Consider the following 16,809-nt stretch of genomic DNA (forward strand, 5'->3'; position numbering starts at 1 on the left):
GCAAGCCCGCTCCCACACTTGGCTCTGCTTTGCCCGGCAGGCCGCATGCCCACATACGAATTGAACGAGATTTGCAATGAACAACGCCCTTAACCAGTTGCAGCCCTACCCCTTCGAGAAACTGCGCGCCCTGCTCGGCAGCGTGACGCCGAACCCGGACAAGCGCCCCATCGCCCTGTCCATCGGCGAGCCCAAGCACAAGTCGCCGGCCTTCGTTGCCGAGGCCTTGAGCAATAACCTCGATCAAATGGCGGTGTACCCCACCACCTTGGGTATTGCGGCACTGCGCGAAGCCATCGGCGCCTGGTGCGAGCGCCGCTTCAACGTGCCCAAGGGCTGGCTGGACCCGGCGCGCAACATCCTGCCGGTCAACGGTACGCGCGAGGCGCTGTTTGCCTTCACCCAGACCGTGGTCAACCGTGGCGACGACGCGCTGGTGGTGAGCCCCAACCCGTTCTACCAGATCTATGAAGGCGCTGCGTTCCTGGCCGGGGCCAAGCCGCATTACCTGCCGTGCCTGGACAGTAATGGCTTCAACCCGGACTTCGATGCCGTCTCCCCGGATATCTGGAAACGTTGCCAGATCCTGTTCCTGTGCTCCCCCGGCAACCCGACCGGCGCGCTGATCCCGGTGGACACCCTGAAAAAACTCATCGCCCTGGCCGATGAATACGACTTCGTCATCGCCGCCGACGAGTGCTACAGCGAGCTGTACTTCGACGAGCAAACCCCGCCGCCGGGCCTGCTCAGCGCCTGCGTCGAGCTGGGCCGCCAGGACTTCAAGCGTTGCGTGGTGTTCCACAGCCTGTCCAAGCGCTCCAACCTGCCAGGCCTGCGCTCAGGCTTTGTGGCCGGCGACGCCGAGATCCTCAAGGCCTTTTTGCTGTACCGCACCTACCACGGCTGCGCGATGCCCGTGCAAACCCAGCTTGCAAGCATCGCCGCCTGGCAGGACGAGGCCCACGTACTGGCCAACCGTGACCTGTACCGTGAAAAGTTCGACGCCGTGCTGGCGATCCTCAAGCCGGTGCTGGACGTGCAAAGCCCCGATGGCGGCTTTTACCTGTGGCCGAATGTGCAAGGTGACGACGCTGCTTTTTGCCGGGATTTGTTCGTGGAAGAACATGTGACAGTGGTGCCGGGCTCTTACCTGTCGCGGGAAGTGGACGGCTTCAACCCTGGCGCGGGGCGTGTGCGCCTGGCGTTGGTGGCGCCGTTGGCGGAATGTGTGGAAGCGGCGGAAAGGATTCGCGACTTTATCCAGCGTCGCCGTTAAGGGTCAGGCCGCTCCCAGACGGTGGGAGCGGCCATGACTGACGTACTCTGCCTACCATTGAGCGAGAACAAATCCCACTACCGCCAAACCAGCTGCTCTCTGAGCACTCCAACTCGACCGTCTACCTGACACGGCCACCCGAGCGTCTACCAAGCACAACTATTGATAACTCATCGTGAATGTTGCGGTACTGTTGGCTTGGCCTTCGGTGATGGTATTGGCGGTTTGATAATAACGTGCAACCAAAGGAATGGTGTATGCGCCGTCGTTACTCGCAACGCCTGCCGCAATAGGTGTACCGAAAATGACCGCCTTATTGTTATAGAGCAATTGCAACCCCACGCCGGTCGCGACTACTTGAGAAGCAGATGGGCTCAGCGCCAAGACACCGGCCGCTCCGGAACTATGCCGAACGCCGTCCAACGTCACGTTTACTTTGGTCTTAGCGTCGCAGTCGAGTGGAATTTCAATAGGCTTTTCCCTCACTGTGCTGCCCACTCCCGAAAACTCAGCGATTTTGACGGCTCCCATGTTAATAGGAATTGAGGCCTGCATGACGGAGCAGGCGACAACCTGCATATCCCGACTCGTCGCTGTAGTGCTGTAAAGTTTCCCCTTTCCAACGTTGCTCCTATTTTTGTAGTCGTAATCTAGCACCCAGCTGGGGGATTTGGTCGAGGATACCGCGCCGAGCTTAATCAATTCAAAAGTATCTGTAAAAACGGAATTACCTATAGAGGGAATACCACGATGACCGGTGCCATCATTCAGGCTCTTTCTTGACCAGATCGACGTAGTTCCAGTGTTATCGCTATGGTTACTCCAGCGAATACCTATACCAGGTACGTTGGTAAGCCGTACATTCGTTATTGATGAGGCACCGTAATCGACATTTCTAGAGGATGGATAAACGTTCCACGCCCAGCCAGGATCATTGCCGCTCGCATTGCATGTTATCGTTGTTTTTAATGTTGCGGTAGCTATGACAGCCCCCACCGGCGCGTCACGTTGAACCGCGAGAGGGTTTGGAAAGTTTAAAGTCCCGGAAGGGGCCGAGCACGTCGCCCAAGACTTCTCTGTGCTAAAAACACTAAAAACAGCCAGCGTTAAAAGCACGCGAAGACCCATTACTTGCACTGGCTTACGCGTCAAGATTTTATCATTAAAACTCAGGCTCATTTTCTCTACCCCAGCGCAGATGCCTAATGGAAATAAACGGAATGCAGGATCGCAAGTTTCCATGGCATACAAGATAATTTATACAGTGTCAGTGCTTACATTTAGCGTCATTATCCAAATAAACAACTCACTTTATGTGCAAGCACCTTTCAAAATTCGTACTGTTGTGATTGTATCCGGTGGTGCGACGGGCAAGTTGAAATTGACCTTGCATTGCTGGATGGCGTCCTCGCCCCACTGCACTTGCAACTCGCCCTTCTCCGGTACTCCACTCAGATATAACTCACCCTCAAGGCCAACGATGCCGGTATTGGGCGAAGTCGTGGTGTTTTCCACCACTGTGGCACTGGCACCGAAGGGTACCGGCTTGCCAAGGTAAGTAAGGGTGAGCAGCACTCGGCTACCCACTCGAGTCTGGAAATCAGCCAATACAATCGCCCCTTTTGTCGGGATGACTGTTTTGGTATTGGTTTGCAAGTCGATATCGTCAGGCAACGTTTGGCTGTCGAGGGCGATCCGATTCTTGCGATAAGTGCTGATATACGGCACTACTGCATAACCACGCCAGTCGGTGCTCACCCCCGTGTTGTTCTGAACTTTGACATCCGAGGCACCCGGTGCACGAACAAGGGCCATCGTCTCTCCTTGCTGTTGGGAGAACGTAACGCCATACGGATGAACCACAACCCCACCCTCCACCCCATAATTCACCTGTTGCGAGGTGCGGTCGTAGTTGAAGCCTGCCTTGGCTTCACCGTAGGTGCCCTTATAGTTGGCGTCGGCGCTGCCGCTCGCGCCGGCGCCCTGGGTTGCATAACCCTGCTGCACGTTGTAGCTCAGGTTATTGTCCGCCAGCGCGGTGCCGCTCAGGCTGACATCCTGTACGGTGTTACCCTGTTTACTGGTATTGACGTTGTAGCGCGCCCAACTATTGGGCATCACCTCGTCCAATGGCACCTGAATATAGAACGACAATTGTTGGTCCTTGCTGTCACGCCCTTCATACACAGGTGCCTGAGTGAAGGAGTAATCCAGCCCATAGGTCACGCCGTTATAACTGGTGTTATAACCTGCGCTCACAGTGCGTTCGTACCCCTTATGCCCCCAGAAGTCCTGCTGATAACCATTGACGTAAAAATTACCGTAGTCACCCAGTGACTGGGAAATATTGACCTGTGCCTTACTGCGCTTGTTATAGGTTCCTCGCCAGTTATTGAAATTGTCAGGATCAATTTCATTGGCTTCCTGGAAGTCATAGTAACCGCTGGTGGAGTAACGATACCCCGCCAGCGTAAAACTGGTGCCCGTGGTCGCAATATCCTTGGAATATTGAAAGCGGTAGGATTGGCCGCTATCGCGCGAGCCGTTGCGCAGTTGAGTCTTGGCCTGGGTGACATCGACAGAAATCGAACCCCAATCCCCAAACCCATGGCCGACACCCAAGCTTGTGGCTGCATAGTCTGCGGAACCCAACAGACCGCCGTACAGCGTGATTGCGTAGGGCAAACCATAAATCAACGTACCCTGAGCAAACACCGGTTTGCTACTTTGGTCGGCAGTCGAACGGTATTGGCCTAATGTCGCTGAGTACTTCAGCCGCCCCTCACGCAACATGACCGGTACTGCGGAGAAAGGCTGGACAGAGCGACGTTCGGTACCATCGGCTTCACGGATGATGACTTCCATATCACCGCTGGACGAGGTGGGGTACAGATCGGTAATGGTGAACGCCCCCGGAGGTACATACGTCTGGTAAATGATATAGCCGTTCTGTCTTACAGTGATTTGAGCATTACTTTGTGCAATCCCTCGCACGACCGGCGCAAAGCCTTTAAGACTATCGGGAAACATGTTGTCATCCGATGCCAGCTGCGCCCCGCGATATTGCACACTGTTAAAAACATCGCCGGGAGTGGAGCTGTCGCCCAGCGTCAGTTGGCCTTTTAGCGACTGAATATCCCTCTGCGCATAGGTATTGACGTTCTCCCAGTTACTGTCGCCATTACTTTCGTTATAGGCAGAATAATTGCGTAGCCGCCACTCGCCGAAATTCACACCGCTTCGCAAGTTCAAGTAATAGCTGTCGTCGGTACCCGAGTGGTTGTCGCGTGCAGTATTGGCGCCTGTGAAACTGTAATTCAACAGCCCGGCAGTCAGCCCTTGGTCCCAGGAACGCGGGTCTACGTAACCCCGGGCCTCGCTGGTGAGTGCTGCCTGAGGAATGCTGATGTCCACCCGTTGTTGGGCAAAGGTGAATCGGCTACTGGCATCTGGAATATAGTCGTTCAGGCGGCTGATCGACTGCGAGGCTGGCAATTGTTCCAAGGTCGGAAAAGCATCCAGTTTCACACCCATCTCTTGCAGTTGCTGTGGTGTCACTTCGGGTTGCAAGGCACCATCAACCTCGACAAAGTTCACATCTCGCTGTGTGATACGCGTGTCGTTAAGGTAGATATCTACACGATACGTGCCGGGTAACTGGCCGCCTTGGCTAGAAAAGCGCTCAAGATCGATGGCATCTTGATCGAGCGTATTCAGTTCCAGGGCTTGAGGGTCGAAGTAGTCCTGCGCCATTGTCGAGGCCGGCCGTAGCACCATGCCAATGAACAAAGCGGTCACTATCGACATTGCCAGGCGGGTGGGTGTGAAAATACGGAAATGATCACTTTTATTCTGCGTCATCGTCCTGTTCCGATGATATTTTTTCATAGTCATCTCCTCCCAACACTCAAGCACGCACAGCTCTTCACTGATTGCCGGGTCGTTCATTCAGCAGATCGATAGTCAAATTAAATGGCGGGCAGCGCGAATGACTTACTCAAAGAGGTGAGGTAGCGGGTAGAGAGATGCCACCGAAGTCATTAATAGCTTGCCAACTTGCTGCACCGATGGCGCCCGCTGGTAACGTGAGGTTCAGTGAACTTTGCGGGGCAATCATGCCAGGGTTTTTAATTTCCTGCCCTCCCACGCTTACCTTATAAAAAGAAACATGGTAAGGCGTTGGATTTCCAACCAGTAACTGGTTGCCGCTGCGAGTAAACTTCAACATTTTATAGGCATCAGCGGCATTGCCCGACAAGCCCGCTGGACGATAAAACAATTTAATCCGAGTTTTCACGGCAATTTGCAATTGGTTAGTTACACTTTTATCCGAAGAGGGAATCGACTTTATATTAATCCAGAACACCGACTCCTTGTTTTCAGGGAACTGGCCACCTGCGCGGATAATACGCAGCACATTTTCCTGTCCAGCATCCAGACGAAACAGCGGCGGCGTAATGATGAAAGGTGCCTTGCGGGTCCCCGTGGACGATACTTCCTCTACCCAGGATTGAATGAGGTAAGGCTTGGTGGCTTCCGCATTATTGACGGAAATAGACGCTTCTTTTTTCGAACCGTCATAGACGACACGTGTTCCGCCTACCACGACGCCCGCCCAGGAAACTTGGCTAACAACCAGCAAGCAGCTAGCGACACACACAGACTTCAGCCAATGCATTGATGAGGTATCCTTGATGGCATTAACTATCCACATGACTAGGGGATAAATGGATCAAACAGCCACGCAGGGCATTAAGCTGGCTTAATGCCCTATCTTTGACTTAGTTGTAAACAACCGTGAATTGAGCGACAGCGTTCGCGGCCCCCTCAACCACTGGCCCCGTAGCAACGTATTTGGCAACGAAGTTGAACTCAGTCTCAGCGTCAGCCACAAGCGGCTTGCTGATCGAATCACTCCCCAGCGGGATTTTCGTATTGCCATCTTCTTCATACAACCCGACCGCGACACCCGTTGCACCGCCAGTTGTCAAAGCCAACAAAGTATTATCGGCGGCGTCGGACTTTCCGTCGAATTTCACCACAGCGCTAGTCAACGCGGCAGGGCATGCGCTGAGCACTATTTGGAGTGGAGCGCGCGAAGCCGTCTCCCCAATTGTCGAAAGGGCTTTTGAACTAACGGTACCTAAATCGACTGGTGTTGTAGTACCACCGTCCGCCGTGACGTTGCAGGAGGCTCCAGTTATCGTACCGGTAAAGTTGATGGTACCGTCAAAAGCATTGGCTGCACCTACAAATGCCGAACTTGCAACAAACACCCCAGCAATTAAACTTTTTTTCATTGCGATATCCCTTTATAGACTTTATAGATGGCTTGCTTAGCTCAGGAGACAGGCACCCTTTTTTGGCCTATACATTCCTGGCTCTTAATATGGAGGAGCACACGATATTGACTTACATTAGCTCTCACTTACTACTTGACGGTCCGTTCCAGGATCACCGTAACGAACAAACACATTTATCAAGACAAGTACGCGATGAGCTAATGTAGTTCTAGAGTAGGCTCGCAGCATTGCGTCGAAAACAAGACTTGTCTCAAAAACAAATAAAAACCGACAACGCTTACCTATTTGCCGCCTCGAATTTTGATTTAAGGATAGGCTGCAGGCCTGAACCATCGCCCTACCTGATCTCGTGCCAACGACTGGATGACAGGGCAGCGCTCTCGCTGCAACCTTGGTGAGGTTGGCGTACCTATTGAGGATAATGGACGGGGGAACCGATCTGACCATGGGCCCTCGGATGGCAACCGGTCAATCACGCACGCCGTAATAGTCATGGAGTTCTCGATGCTCAAATCCCCAACGCTACCCGTCAATCAAGGTGGGTTTCATACCCGTATCCACTCAGGTGTGATGGAATTACCCGTGCATTACATGAGGGGCGGCACGTCAACAGGCGTAGTGATATGGGAGCCTTTGCTACCAAACGACAAATTGTTGCGAGAAGAGCTGTTACGCCACCTCATGGGAGTCCCTCTTGCAGGAGATCAGCCCGGAAATCGTCAGATAACCGGGCTCGGAAGGGGACCAGCCACCAGTAACAAAGTGTTTTTGGCACGCATTGAGGACGCTCCGACTGGACGGCAGATCGTCAGCACCCTCGCCCAGTTGGCCAGTGACCATAGCGATATAGACTGGAGCGTGAACTGCGGCAATATGTCTTCTTCTCTGCTGCTATGGGCTATCGACACTGGACTGATCCAGGCGCCCGCCACTGGAAACATTGAGGTCGAAATAAAGAACACCAATACAGGCGTCCTCACTGTTGCACGGATGTCACGCGATGCCTCAGGCCGATTCGTGAACGCCGAAATACCAGGGGTAGCAGGCGCGTTTCCCCGCGTTGATTTGTTTCTTCAGTCTCCGGTGGGCAACAAGACGGGCACGCTGCTGCCCACAGGCCAAGTCGTCGACACTATCGCAGGGCACAAGGTCTCGTGCGTGGATGTCGCGGTGCCTATGGTGATAGCCGATGCCGCCAGCTTTGGCAAAACGGGCCATGAAACGATTTCAGAACTTGAGGCCGACACCGTGTTCATGACCACGCTACGGCAAGTCTGGATTGAGGCTGGCATCAAGATGCAGCTTCGTGGCCCAGAGGGTGAACTCATGAGCGTTGCGCAGATGGAACGTAGCGAAACCATTCCCAAAGTTTGCATCGTGGGAGCCCCGCGTCATGGTGGCCATATAGCGGTGCGGTATTTCACACCTCAGACAGCCCACGCTTCGATGGCTGTTTCCGGTGGCTGCTGTCTTGCTGCCGCCTGCTTGCTTCCAGGGTCGACCGCGCATGAGGTGGCCGTTGGTATAAGCAACCCAACAGCTTCCTATTCAGACATCGACGTGAGTATCGAGAACCCTGCTGGCAAGTTGGATACCACCGTCAGTGCAAAGGTCAATGACAACACGCTTGATATTCGGGCAGCTGCATACAGAAGGAGCGCACAAATTCTGATGCGTGGCTATGTTCCCATCCCCAGGGCATCTGCGCAGCTAGCCGCTGCCATGGCAGTCGCTGCTGCGGAGTCGGTGGGCGCTTGAGCACTCGACGGATAACACCTGATCGCGGCAGCCGGTTATCTAAGGCACTCATGCCGATGGCTCGCAAAAGCAGTCGCCAATCGGCTCCCATCTATGGATGCTTGGGAGCTGATATTTACCATCCACTAAGGCGCAGATGACGCGCGCTCGTATTCACTGCAACGTCTGCAGCAACCGCACCTCAAGGGCCTCAAGACACGCCACCACCACCTCCACTTGCTGATGATAAAGCGACGGCTCGCTCTCATCGGCCACCAATCGCTCCAGCGCAAGGCACGCATCGTTCAGCGCACGGTCACCCGCCAGGTGCGCGCCCCCTCGGATTTTATGCGCGACCCTGGCCAGGTCCTCACGCGTCCCCTCGCGCACCAACCGTTGCAACTCATAGCCGTCCACGCGATGCGTCAGCAGGATTTCATTGACTAGCGGCCCATAGGACTCGGGGCTGAGCAACTTGATTTTATCCAGCTCACTGTCTGCTGCGACCGCAGCCTGGGCCCGGCGTTTGCTGGTTTGCTCCACTTCGCCCACCAGCAGCGCCAGGGTCTCCATGCCCACCGGTTTGAACAGGCACCGGGTCATGCCGGCTTCCAGGCAGCGTCCGATGATTTCCGACTGCGCATTGGCCGTCAGGCCGAAAATGGGGTGCATGCGTACCGCGCGTTGTTGCTCGTCCTCACGTATCCAGCGGGTCAGTTGATAGCCGTCAACCCGAGGCATGTTGCAGTCGGTGATGGTGAGATCAAACGGTGGCTGCGCGCTTTTCCATTGCGCCAGCGCCGCTTCACCTTCGTCGCAGGGCCAGACTTCATGCCCCAGGTACTCCATCTGGCGGCACAGCAACAAGCGGTTGGGGGCATGATCCTCAACCACCAGAATCTTGAGCTTGTGAGTGCTGGAGGATTCCAACGCAGGCAACAACAAGCTGTCTTCAACCGCCACCGTTTCCGCTTCGAAAATCAGGGTAAAACTCGAACCCAGCCCCAATTGGCTGTCAACGTTGAGCTGCGCGTTCAATAGCTTCGCCAGGCTGGCACAGATGCTCAAGCCCAACCCTGTCCCTACAGGCCGGTTCGCCTGGGGATCGGCTTGCACGAACGGCTCGAAAATTTCTTCGCGCTGGGTCTCGCTCAGGCCTTTGCCGGTATCATTGACCTGGATGGCATAACGGGCCCACCCCGGTCGCGGCTCTCCGGGCACTTCACGCAGCAGTAATTGCACACTGCCCTGGTCGGTGAACTTGATCGCATTGCTCAACAGGTTCGCGACAATCTGGTTGAGCATCAAGGCATCGATCAGGATGCCGCTATGCTGGACTTCGGTCACCAGCCGGTAATCCAGGTTTTTCTTGTGCGCATTGGGCTCGAACAAGCGGTAGATGGACTGGACCATCTCGCCCACATGGGTGGGGCGTGGCGCAGGCGTCATCTCGCCGGCTTCGATTTTCGACAGGTCGAGCACATCGCCGATCAATGAGAGCAAGGTCTTGGCCGATTGGTGCGCGACCTCCAGGCTCTCTTCGATGTCATCGGCACCAGGCCCTTTGAGGTGCAGCAATTCAATCAGCCCCACCAGGGCGCTGACGGGGGTGCGAATCTCGTGGCTCATGCTGGCCAGGAACACCGACTTGGAGCGGTTGGCGCTCATGGCCGTTTCCTTGGCCAGGCTCAACTGCTCGATCAAATGCTCGCGCTCGGTAATGTCGAGCCAGCCGCCGATCAGCCCGACGTATTGGCCGTTGCTGTTATGGAACGGCAGCGCCCAGTGATAGATGCGGTACTGCTGGCCCTGCACTTCAACATCGATGTCCCTGAGCGTGGGTTGACCGTGCTCCAGGATGTCCAGGTACATCCGATGGTGTTTGACGTTGAATTCGTCATTGAACAACTGGGCTTCGATCAGGGTTTTACCGAGTACCTGCTCGCGGGACATCTTGAAAAAGTCCAGATAGGCCTGGTTGCACTGAGCCAGACGCCCTTGCCCATCGCGCACATACAGCGCTACCGGCGCACCATCGATAAGGGTGCGGCTAAATTGCAGCTGATCCTCCAGGTCTCGCTCTGCTTTCTGGCGTTTGTGGATCTGAATGCGCAGGTAGTAGTTCCACGCCAGGAAGACCAGCACCAGCAGGACGGCGCCGATAATTATCTGGATGACACCCTCCTTGTAGGTGTTCCATGGGCTGGCCACCGCCGGTGCGACGTTGTTGCGCCAGCGGTAGCTCATGTCCTTCATTTCTTCTGGAGGAATGGCGAGCAGCGCGGCATCGATGATGCCCTTGAGCATTTCGTTGCCCGGCGCGACCACCATCGCGATCCTCGCAGGTTTGGGCCCGATCACCGCTGACACATGCAAATCGGCATTAAAGTGCTGGGTGACAAAATAGTCCGCGCTGAACCGAGGCCCCACGGTACCGTCGACCTTTGTATCCGCGAGCATCTCGATGCCCTCGGTGGTATTGGGAACGATGACCTGATCGATTTTCGGGTAGTGCTGGGCCAGCCACGAGGAGACCGGGTTGTCCCGGGCCAGGGCCAACGTCATGCCGTTGAGTTCGTCCAGGCTACGTATTTCCGCTTCGCTGCGCCGGGTAACCACCACAAAGGGGCTGATCAGATAGGCACGGGTGACGCGACTTGGGTTGATCGAGTATTCGCCAATGCTCAGTGCGGCAATCAGGTCGACCCGCTTGTCGTCCAGTTCCTCGACCATTTCGTTGGCATTGTCGGCGCGTACGATGTCGAACGTCAGCCCCGTCAACTGCTCGACTTTAGCCAGAATATCGGCGCCCAGGCCCTTGAACTGGTTGCGCTCGTCAAAGAAGGTCACCGGCGCGTCGGAGTGGCTGACCGCCACCCTCAGATGCTTGTGCGCGGCGATCCAATCGGATTGCTCCTGGGTCAGATTCAGCGACGGACGAGACACCACAAAGTTGTTGTTCAAGCCCCAGCGGGTGGTGATGCGCGACATGCTCTCGACTGGAATTTGCCCCAGCGCCTGGTTAATGGCCTTCAACAGCTGCGGGCGACGCGTGCTGACGGCGAAGTTGATATCCGCGACCGGTGTCTGGACATCGCTGGCGATGTAAACGTCATTGCGGTAAAACCGCGCAATCAGGAATTCGGCGACCACCGCGTCCGTGTAAAAGACATCCGCCTGGTCATAAACCACCGCCGCAATCGCCGTCAGGTAATCGGTGTAGGGGATCAGCGTGCTTTGTGGGTATTTCGCCTTCAGCTCCCGAACCTGTGCCTCATTCTGGGAGATGTAGGCGACGCGCTCGCCAGTGAGGTCGGCGCTGGACAAATGGGATTGATTGACTCGCCGGACAAACACCTTGTGGTTGAGCAGGTAAGGCTTGGAAAGCTCGAACAGCGGGGTCGGGTCATCATCGACAGAGCTGGAGGCCAACATGTCCAGCTTGCCGTTGGCCATGTCCCGCAAGGCTTCTTCGCGGTTGTGATAGTGAAGCATCTGCACCGGTAGCCCCAACATCTGCTGCAACACGCCCAGGGTATCGGCCGTCACACCCTCGAACACGTTGGGTTCGAACTCCATATGCAGCGGCGGCTGAGCCCGCGCCCAAAAGGCCACGCGCAGCGACGTCCTGGACGTGAGCCACGCCTGCGTCTCAGGGGGAAACGTAATGGTAGGCGCAATCTCCGGCGTACGTATCACCAGCCGCGCGTCGTCGGCGGCGACAGCCCATTGCCCCAACGCTAGAAAACACAGCAGGCAGGCACACAAGCACCTACTGACCACAGACATCTTTTTCAAAAGTTTCTCTATCCTGATTGGCAATCACACAGGGCCTTTATCGGCCTTGAACACATCAAGCAGCGTAGGCTTGACCGAGTGATACCGTTGTAAATAACACGCTTTGCGGAGCCGGTCCGAATTTACCCAAAGAGTAAAGCGCCTATCGGCACCCTCCTCTGGGCGCGGGAGCTATTTCAGACGACAGCACCACAGCGCAAATATGAGACTTGTCTCAAAGTGGGTAATAAACCCCGACACTCAAGGGCAGGCAATAGGCCGAACGTTTAAGCTAGGCCCCTGAAAACGGTGGACTTCTAAAAGGGTGAAGCTAACCTGATCGAACTCCCACAGTCCAAGACGACGTAAGTAGAATCCTATTCATTCAGCCCTGGAGGGCCGCTATGAGATGGTCGATTATTTCACCCTTGAAAATTGCAATGCTCGACGACCACGCGTTGATTCGTGAGGCGCTGAAAATCCGCCTTTCGATGGAAGCCGACTTCAAAGTGACCGGTGTCTATACTACCAGCCGCGATCTGCTTGAAGGCTTGCACCAGCACATGCCGGACCTGCTCATTCTCGATTACCAATTGGCTGATGGCGAGGTGGATGGTCTGCGCCTGATTCAGTCTGTACGCGCCCGCCACCCTGAGCTCAAAATCGTCATTTACTCCTCGGTCGAAGGGCCCGCCACGGTCAACCTGTGCATTCGCGCCGGGGTCAACGGCTTTGTGGGGAAGACACAGCAGACCGAACATCTGTTGAAAGCCGTACGAATGGCAGCCATGGACCGCATCTACCTGGCCCCCATCATGTCGACAGAACTGGAAAAACAACCATCACAGCACGCCAGTGAAGAGCACTTCGACAGCGGCGACACCACCCTTATGGATTTCCCCGAGCTCTCTCCGAAAGAGCGCGAGGTGCTGCGTTGCTGCCTGGAAGGCCTGTCGGTGACTCAAGTGGCCACAAAGTTCTCACGCAGCCGTAAAACCATCAGTGGGCAAAAGCAGTCGGCCTTCAGAAAGCTAGGCATACGCACAGACATTGAGTTATTCAAGATCCAGCATAAGTTGAAAGAGAGCTGAGTAACGTGAGGTCAAAGTATGCCGCTGCGTTTAGCCATACCGTATAAATCCGGCATTCCTTTGACGTTCAGCTTGGTAAACATACGTCGCTTGTAAGTACTGACGGTACGCTGATCCAACCCCATGCAATCAGCGATATCTCGCCCCTTCATGCCCTGTAACAGATGCTCCATGACCTTGTATTCACGCGAGGACAACCGTGCTATCTGCGCTTGCTTGCGTGCCACGTCATCGGTGGTAGATGCATCAGCCAACGCAACAAAACGCTTATCATGAGCGCGCACAGTTTTAAGTGCATACACCATTTCCGATAATTCAGCCGTTTTACTGAGGAAGCCATGCGCGCCCATTTGTCGACAGCGCTCAATCAATTCGTCTGAAACTTGGCCAGTGAATACCACAATTTTGACCGGGCAGGGTTGAGCTGCTAACTGCTGCAATACCGTGAGGCCGCCAATGTCCGGTAGGCCGAGGTCCAAAATAACGATCGCCGGCTCATGCTTCTGAACCAGCGCTATGATCTGCGCACCATCCCCCACTTCCGCCACCACGTTATAGCCCTCACTGGAGAGCAGCAACCGCAGGGCCATCCGGATGGGCGGATGATCATCAACAATGATTACCCGATTATTCATACTGTTTCTCCGTCCTTGGCAGATCCTTCAAATTGCTTGTTTGGGAGGTCGGTTGATACTGCCCACCCACGTTCAAAAGTCGATGCACGGAATAACTGCGCGCAGCACAACAGTATTCACACCCTGAACTCGCCACACGTGTTGATCCGCACGGTCGGTAAAACGCTCAATCTCGTTCGAACGTTTATCTGAGTCGGCAACCAGGACATGTTTCAAACGAGCATTGCCAAGACAAAAATCAAACCAATACATATTGCGTTTGGTAAAAATGCTGGCGCTGACGATCAATAAATCGAAACGTTCAGAAAGACTAGGAGAGTAATGCGTCAGTGCAATCAACTCCTCAAAACAACTGGCGCTCGTCGTGCGGTAGTACCCTAAAGCGGTCAATGACCGCTCGACAAAGAGCCGCTGCTCACTGTCTTGATCAGCTACCAACGTCCTCATCTTTCTACCTGACACAAGAGGGAAAACCATCTTAAGTACTCGCTGAATGAAGAGATAACAACGGTAGCTCTCCCTCTGACGAATTCCTATAAGACCGGTCTCAAAACCAACTAGAGATGAGCGACAGCGACGCTTTTTTGGGACAAGTCTCAAATATTACGGCTGCGTGACATGTTACGGTCAACACCCGATTAGTGTTCTCTGGACCTACGCATGCCCTTTTGTATTTCCCATCGAAAGTACCTGCGTCAACTGTATGCCGCCCCCTGCTTCGTACTGCTTGTCGCCTGCGTAGTAGAGCCAACCGCTAGTGACGCCCAATCGCTCCAGACACTGCCTGCCAACACCACCCCCGCGAAGGTTGCGCCTGCCGTGCCCATCGCTGAGCACCTTGATGCCCAACCGGTGCGAACCTTCGAGCAATGGCGTGCAGACTTTCGCAAGCAGGCCCTTGCGGCTGGCATCGAGCCGGACCTGTTCGACCGGGTTTTTGCCGATATCAGCCCGGACATGAATGTGCTTCGCGCCGACCGCAGCCAGCCGGAGTTCTCCCGCCCGGTGTGGGAATACCTCGATGGCGCACTGTCTGAACTGCGCGTTCGCCGTGGGCAGGTGCTGCTGAGCCAATATGCCGACACCCTGACTGCCATCGAACAACGTTATGGCGTTGACCGCCGAGCAGTCGTGGCGTTCTGGGGCCTGGAAAGCAACTTCGGCAGTTTCCAGGGTAATAAATCGGTGATTCGTTCATTGGCAACCCTGGGCTATGAAGGTCGGCGCGAACGCTTTGCCAACGAACAACTGCTGGCCGCGCTGCGAATCCTGCAACAAGGTGATATCACCCCCGAGAAGATGCTCGGCTCATGGGCAGGTGCGATGGGCCAGACCCAATTCATCCCAACCACCTACAACACGCTAGCGGTGGACTTCGATGGCGACGGTCGTCGTGATATCTGGGGTACTCCAGCCGACGCACTGGCATCCATCGCACACTACTTGCAGATCTCGGGCTGGCGTAAAGACCAGCCGTGGGGCTTTGAAGTGGAACTGCCGGACAACTTCGACTATTTGCTGGCCGACGGCACGGTGCGTAAAAGCGTTGCCGAGTGGAGACAACTTGGGGTCAAGCTGCCCAATGGCACGAGCGTGGCGCCAGGTACCGACCCCCTGTCAGCCGCATTGCTGCTGCCAGCGGGTCATCGCGGCCCAGGCTTCCTGGTGCTTGATAACTTTCAGGCCGCCGTCCGGTATAACAATTCGTCGTCCTATGCATTGGCGGCGAACTTGCTGTCGGAGCGCTTTGCCGGTGCAGGATTGATCATTCGCGACTGGCCTAAGGATGAGGTGCCGCTCAAGCGCTCCGAGCGAGTGGAGTTGCAAAACCTACTGAGCCAACACAACTTCGCCGTGGGCAACGCCGACGGCATAATCGGCACCGCCACCCGCAAGGCGATCCGTGCAGCGCAGCAGTCATTCGGCTGGCCAGCAGACGGCTACCCGACGCTGCAGTTGTTGGAAACGTTGCGCAACCGTTGAAGCCATTCAGACCACTCTCAGGCTCGCCTCGCTCATATCCAACTCCGCCAACACCTCCCTCAACACGTCATCACCAATCTGGTGATGACGGCTCAGGCTATACAACTCCAACCGCTGCGCACGCAGGGCCTTGAGCCTCAGCTTGCGCTCCAACTGGTCCATCTGCAGCGCCAGCGCCTGGGCTTCGGCCGAGTCATTGAACACGTCCAACTGGTGACGATACTCCGCCATCAGCCGCGCCTTGAGCTCGGTGGCCAGTGCCGCTTGAGCGGCATCCGGGGTTTCGGCTTCGGCGGGCTCCTGGGCCTCCAACGCATGGATCGCCGCTACGGCAGTCTTTTTCCAGGCCTCGCGCACTTCGTTGTGGCGTTTTTCATCCGGGCCTTTTTCGACGCCACGCAGCAGTAACGGCAGCGCGATGCAGGCCGCGACCAGCGACAGCAGGATCACCCCGGCAGCGATAAAGATCAGCAAGTCACGCTCAGGAAAATCCTGGCCCGGCGCCAGCAACAAGGGCACCGACATGACGCCCGCCAACGTCACCGCACCGCGCACACCGCCGACGGTCAACAACCAGCAGGAGCGGGCCGTCGGCACCAGGGTCAATGCGCTTTTGCCTCGCAGACGGCGCAGCAACCCCGACAGCCGCCAGATGCTTTGCACCCAGATAAAGCGCAATACCACCAGCACCAGGAAGATCGCCACCACATCCAGGCAGCGATACATCAAGGTGGGCCACAGCGTAGTTTCATGGCTGACCACGGCCTTGATGATGTCTGGCAGTTGCAGGCCGAGCAGCAGGAAGATCAAGCCTTAGTTTGCTTTCCAACAGCTTGTAAACCAAAGGATTTAGTTTACTATCCAAAAAATGTAAACGCATGGGGAGTGAGGTATGAAAGATTTGGTTAGAGCGCGGTGGCGGGATTCAAGCCCAAAGGACTTAGGTTGGGCCTTGGCTTTTGGTGGAGCGGTGCGACCAAATCCATCCCATGCGAGCGGTTCAAATG

At 55.6% G+C, this 16,809-nt stretch carries 11 protein-coding genes and 1 pseudogene; 4 read left to right on the forward strand and 8 right to left on the reverse strand.

Translation table 11 applies throughout. The annotated features are described in order from the left end of the window. Positions 1-76: 76 nt before the first annotated feature. A complete protein-coding gene (dapC, locus tag CRN80_RS00295) occupies positions 77-1,276 on the forward strand; it encodes a succinyldiaminopimelate transaminase (protein WP_078802626.1) in 1,200 nt (399 codons plus the stop codon). A 159-nt stretch (positions 1,277-1,435) separates the two neighbouring features. Here dapC and CRN80_RS00300 read toward each other — a convergent pair whose 3' ends face one another. The 4 genes from CRN80_RS00300 to CRN80_RS00315 form a co-directional block, all read right to left on the reverse strand. Beyond that, the gene (locus CRN80_RS00300; RefSeq protein ID WP_169918670.1) at positions 1,436-2,455 is read right to left on the reverse strand and encodes a fimbrial protein; all 1,020 of its coding nucleotides are present in this window, start codon (positions 2,453-2,455) and stop codon (positions 1,436-1,438) included. Positions 2,456-2,587: 132 nt separating this feature from the next. Beyond that, positions 2,588-5,224 (reverse strand): fimbria/pilus outer membrane usher protein, encoded by a 2,637-nt coding sequence (locus tag CRN80_RS00305; protein WP_256588631.1) that lies wholly within the window; start codon positions 5,222-5,224, stop codon positions 2,588-2,590. A gap of 49 nt (positions 5,225-5,273) precedes the next feature. Continuing rightward, a complete protein-coding gene (locus tag CRN80_RS00310) occupies positions 5,274-5,954 on the reverse strand; it encodes a molecular chaperone (protein WP_032893191.1) in 681 nt (226 codons plus the stop codon). Positions 5,955-6,057: 103 nt separating this feature from the next. Beyond that, positions 6,058-6,576, reverse strand: a complete 519-nt coding sequence (locus CRN80_RS00315; protein WP_098949272.1) for a fimbrial protein — start codon at positions 6,574-6,576, stop codon at positions 6,058-6,060. Between the two features lie 507 nt (positions 6,577-7,083). Between CRN80_RS00315 and CRN80_RS00320 the strand changes: the two genes are divergently transcribed. Next, positions 7,084-8,337 carry a PrpF domain-containing protein gene (locus CRN80_RS00320; protein WP_098949273.1) on the forward strand — a complete coding sequence of 418 codons (1,254 nt, stop codon included), beginning with the start codon at positions 7,084-7,086 and terminating at the stop codon, positions 8,335-8,337. Positions 8,338-8,490: 153 nt separating this feature from the next. On the opposite strand, the gene CRN80_RS00325 is transcribed toward CRN80_RS00320, so the two are convergent. Beyond that, positions 8,491-11,931: a transporter substrate-binding domain-containing protein gene (locus CRN80_RS00325; protein ID WP_169918671.1), complete on the reverse strand. Its 3,441-nt coding sequence runs from the start codon at positions 11,929-11,931 to the stop codon at positions 8,491-8,493. Positions 11,932-12,497: 566 nt separating this feature from the next. Between CRN80_RS00325 and CRN80_RS00330 the strand changes: the two genes are divergently transcribed. Further along, positions 12,498-13,184 carry a response regulator transcription factor gene (locus CRN80_RS00330; RefSeq protein ID WP_032893196.1) on the forward strand — a complete coding sequence of 229 codons (687 nt, stop codon included), beginning with the start codon at positions 12,498-12,500 and terminating at the stop codon, positions 13,182-13,184. Positions 13,185-13,195: 11 nt separating this feature from the next. On the opposite strand, the gene CRN80_RS00335 is transcribed toward CRN80_RS00330, so the two are convergent. After that, positions 13,196-13,819, reverse strand: coding sequence for a response regulator transcription factor (locus CRN80_RS00335; RefSeq protein WP_098949275.1), 624 nt, complete (start codon positions 13,817-13,819; stop codon positions 13,196-13,198). Between the two features lie 72 nt (positions 13,820-13,891). Further along, positions 13,892-14,266: a hypothetical protein gene (locus CRN80_RS00340; RefSeq protein ID WP_098949276.1), complete on the reverse strand. Its 375-nt coding sequence runs from the start codon at positions 14,264-14,266 to the stop codon at positions 13,892-13,894. 213 nt (positions 14,267-14,479) lie between these two features. Between CRN80_RS00340 and CRN80_RS00345 the strand changes: the two genes are divergently transcribed. Next, on the forward strand, positions 14,480-15,802 hold the full coding sequence (locus CRN80_RS00345; protein WP_098949277.1) for a lytic murein transglycosylase: 1,323 nt from the start codon (positions 14,480-14,482) through the stop codon (positions 15,800-15,802). 6 nt (positions 15,803-15,808) lie between these two features. Here CRN80_RS00345 and CRN80_RS00350 read toward each other — a convergent pair. Beyond that, a pseudogene (locus CRN80_RS00350) lies at positions 15,809-16,615 on the reverse strand (Na+/H+ antiporter); the annotation flags it as partial. Positions 16,616-16,809: the final 194 nt, after the last annotated feature.

This window comes from Pseudomonas sp. FDAARGOS_380 (assembly GCF_002591235.1).
Lineage (GTDB): Bacteria > Pseudomonadota > Gammaproteobacteria > Pseudomonadales > Pseudomonadaceae > Aquipseudomonas > Aquipseudomonas salmasensis.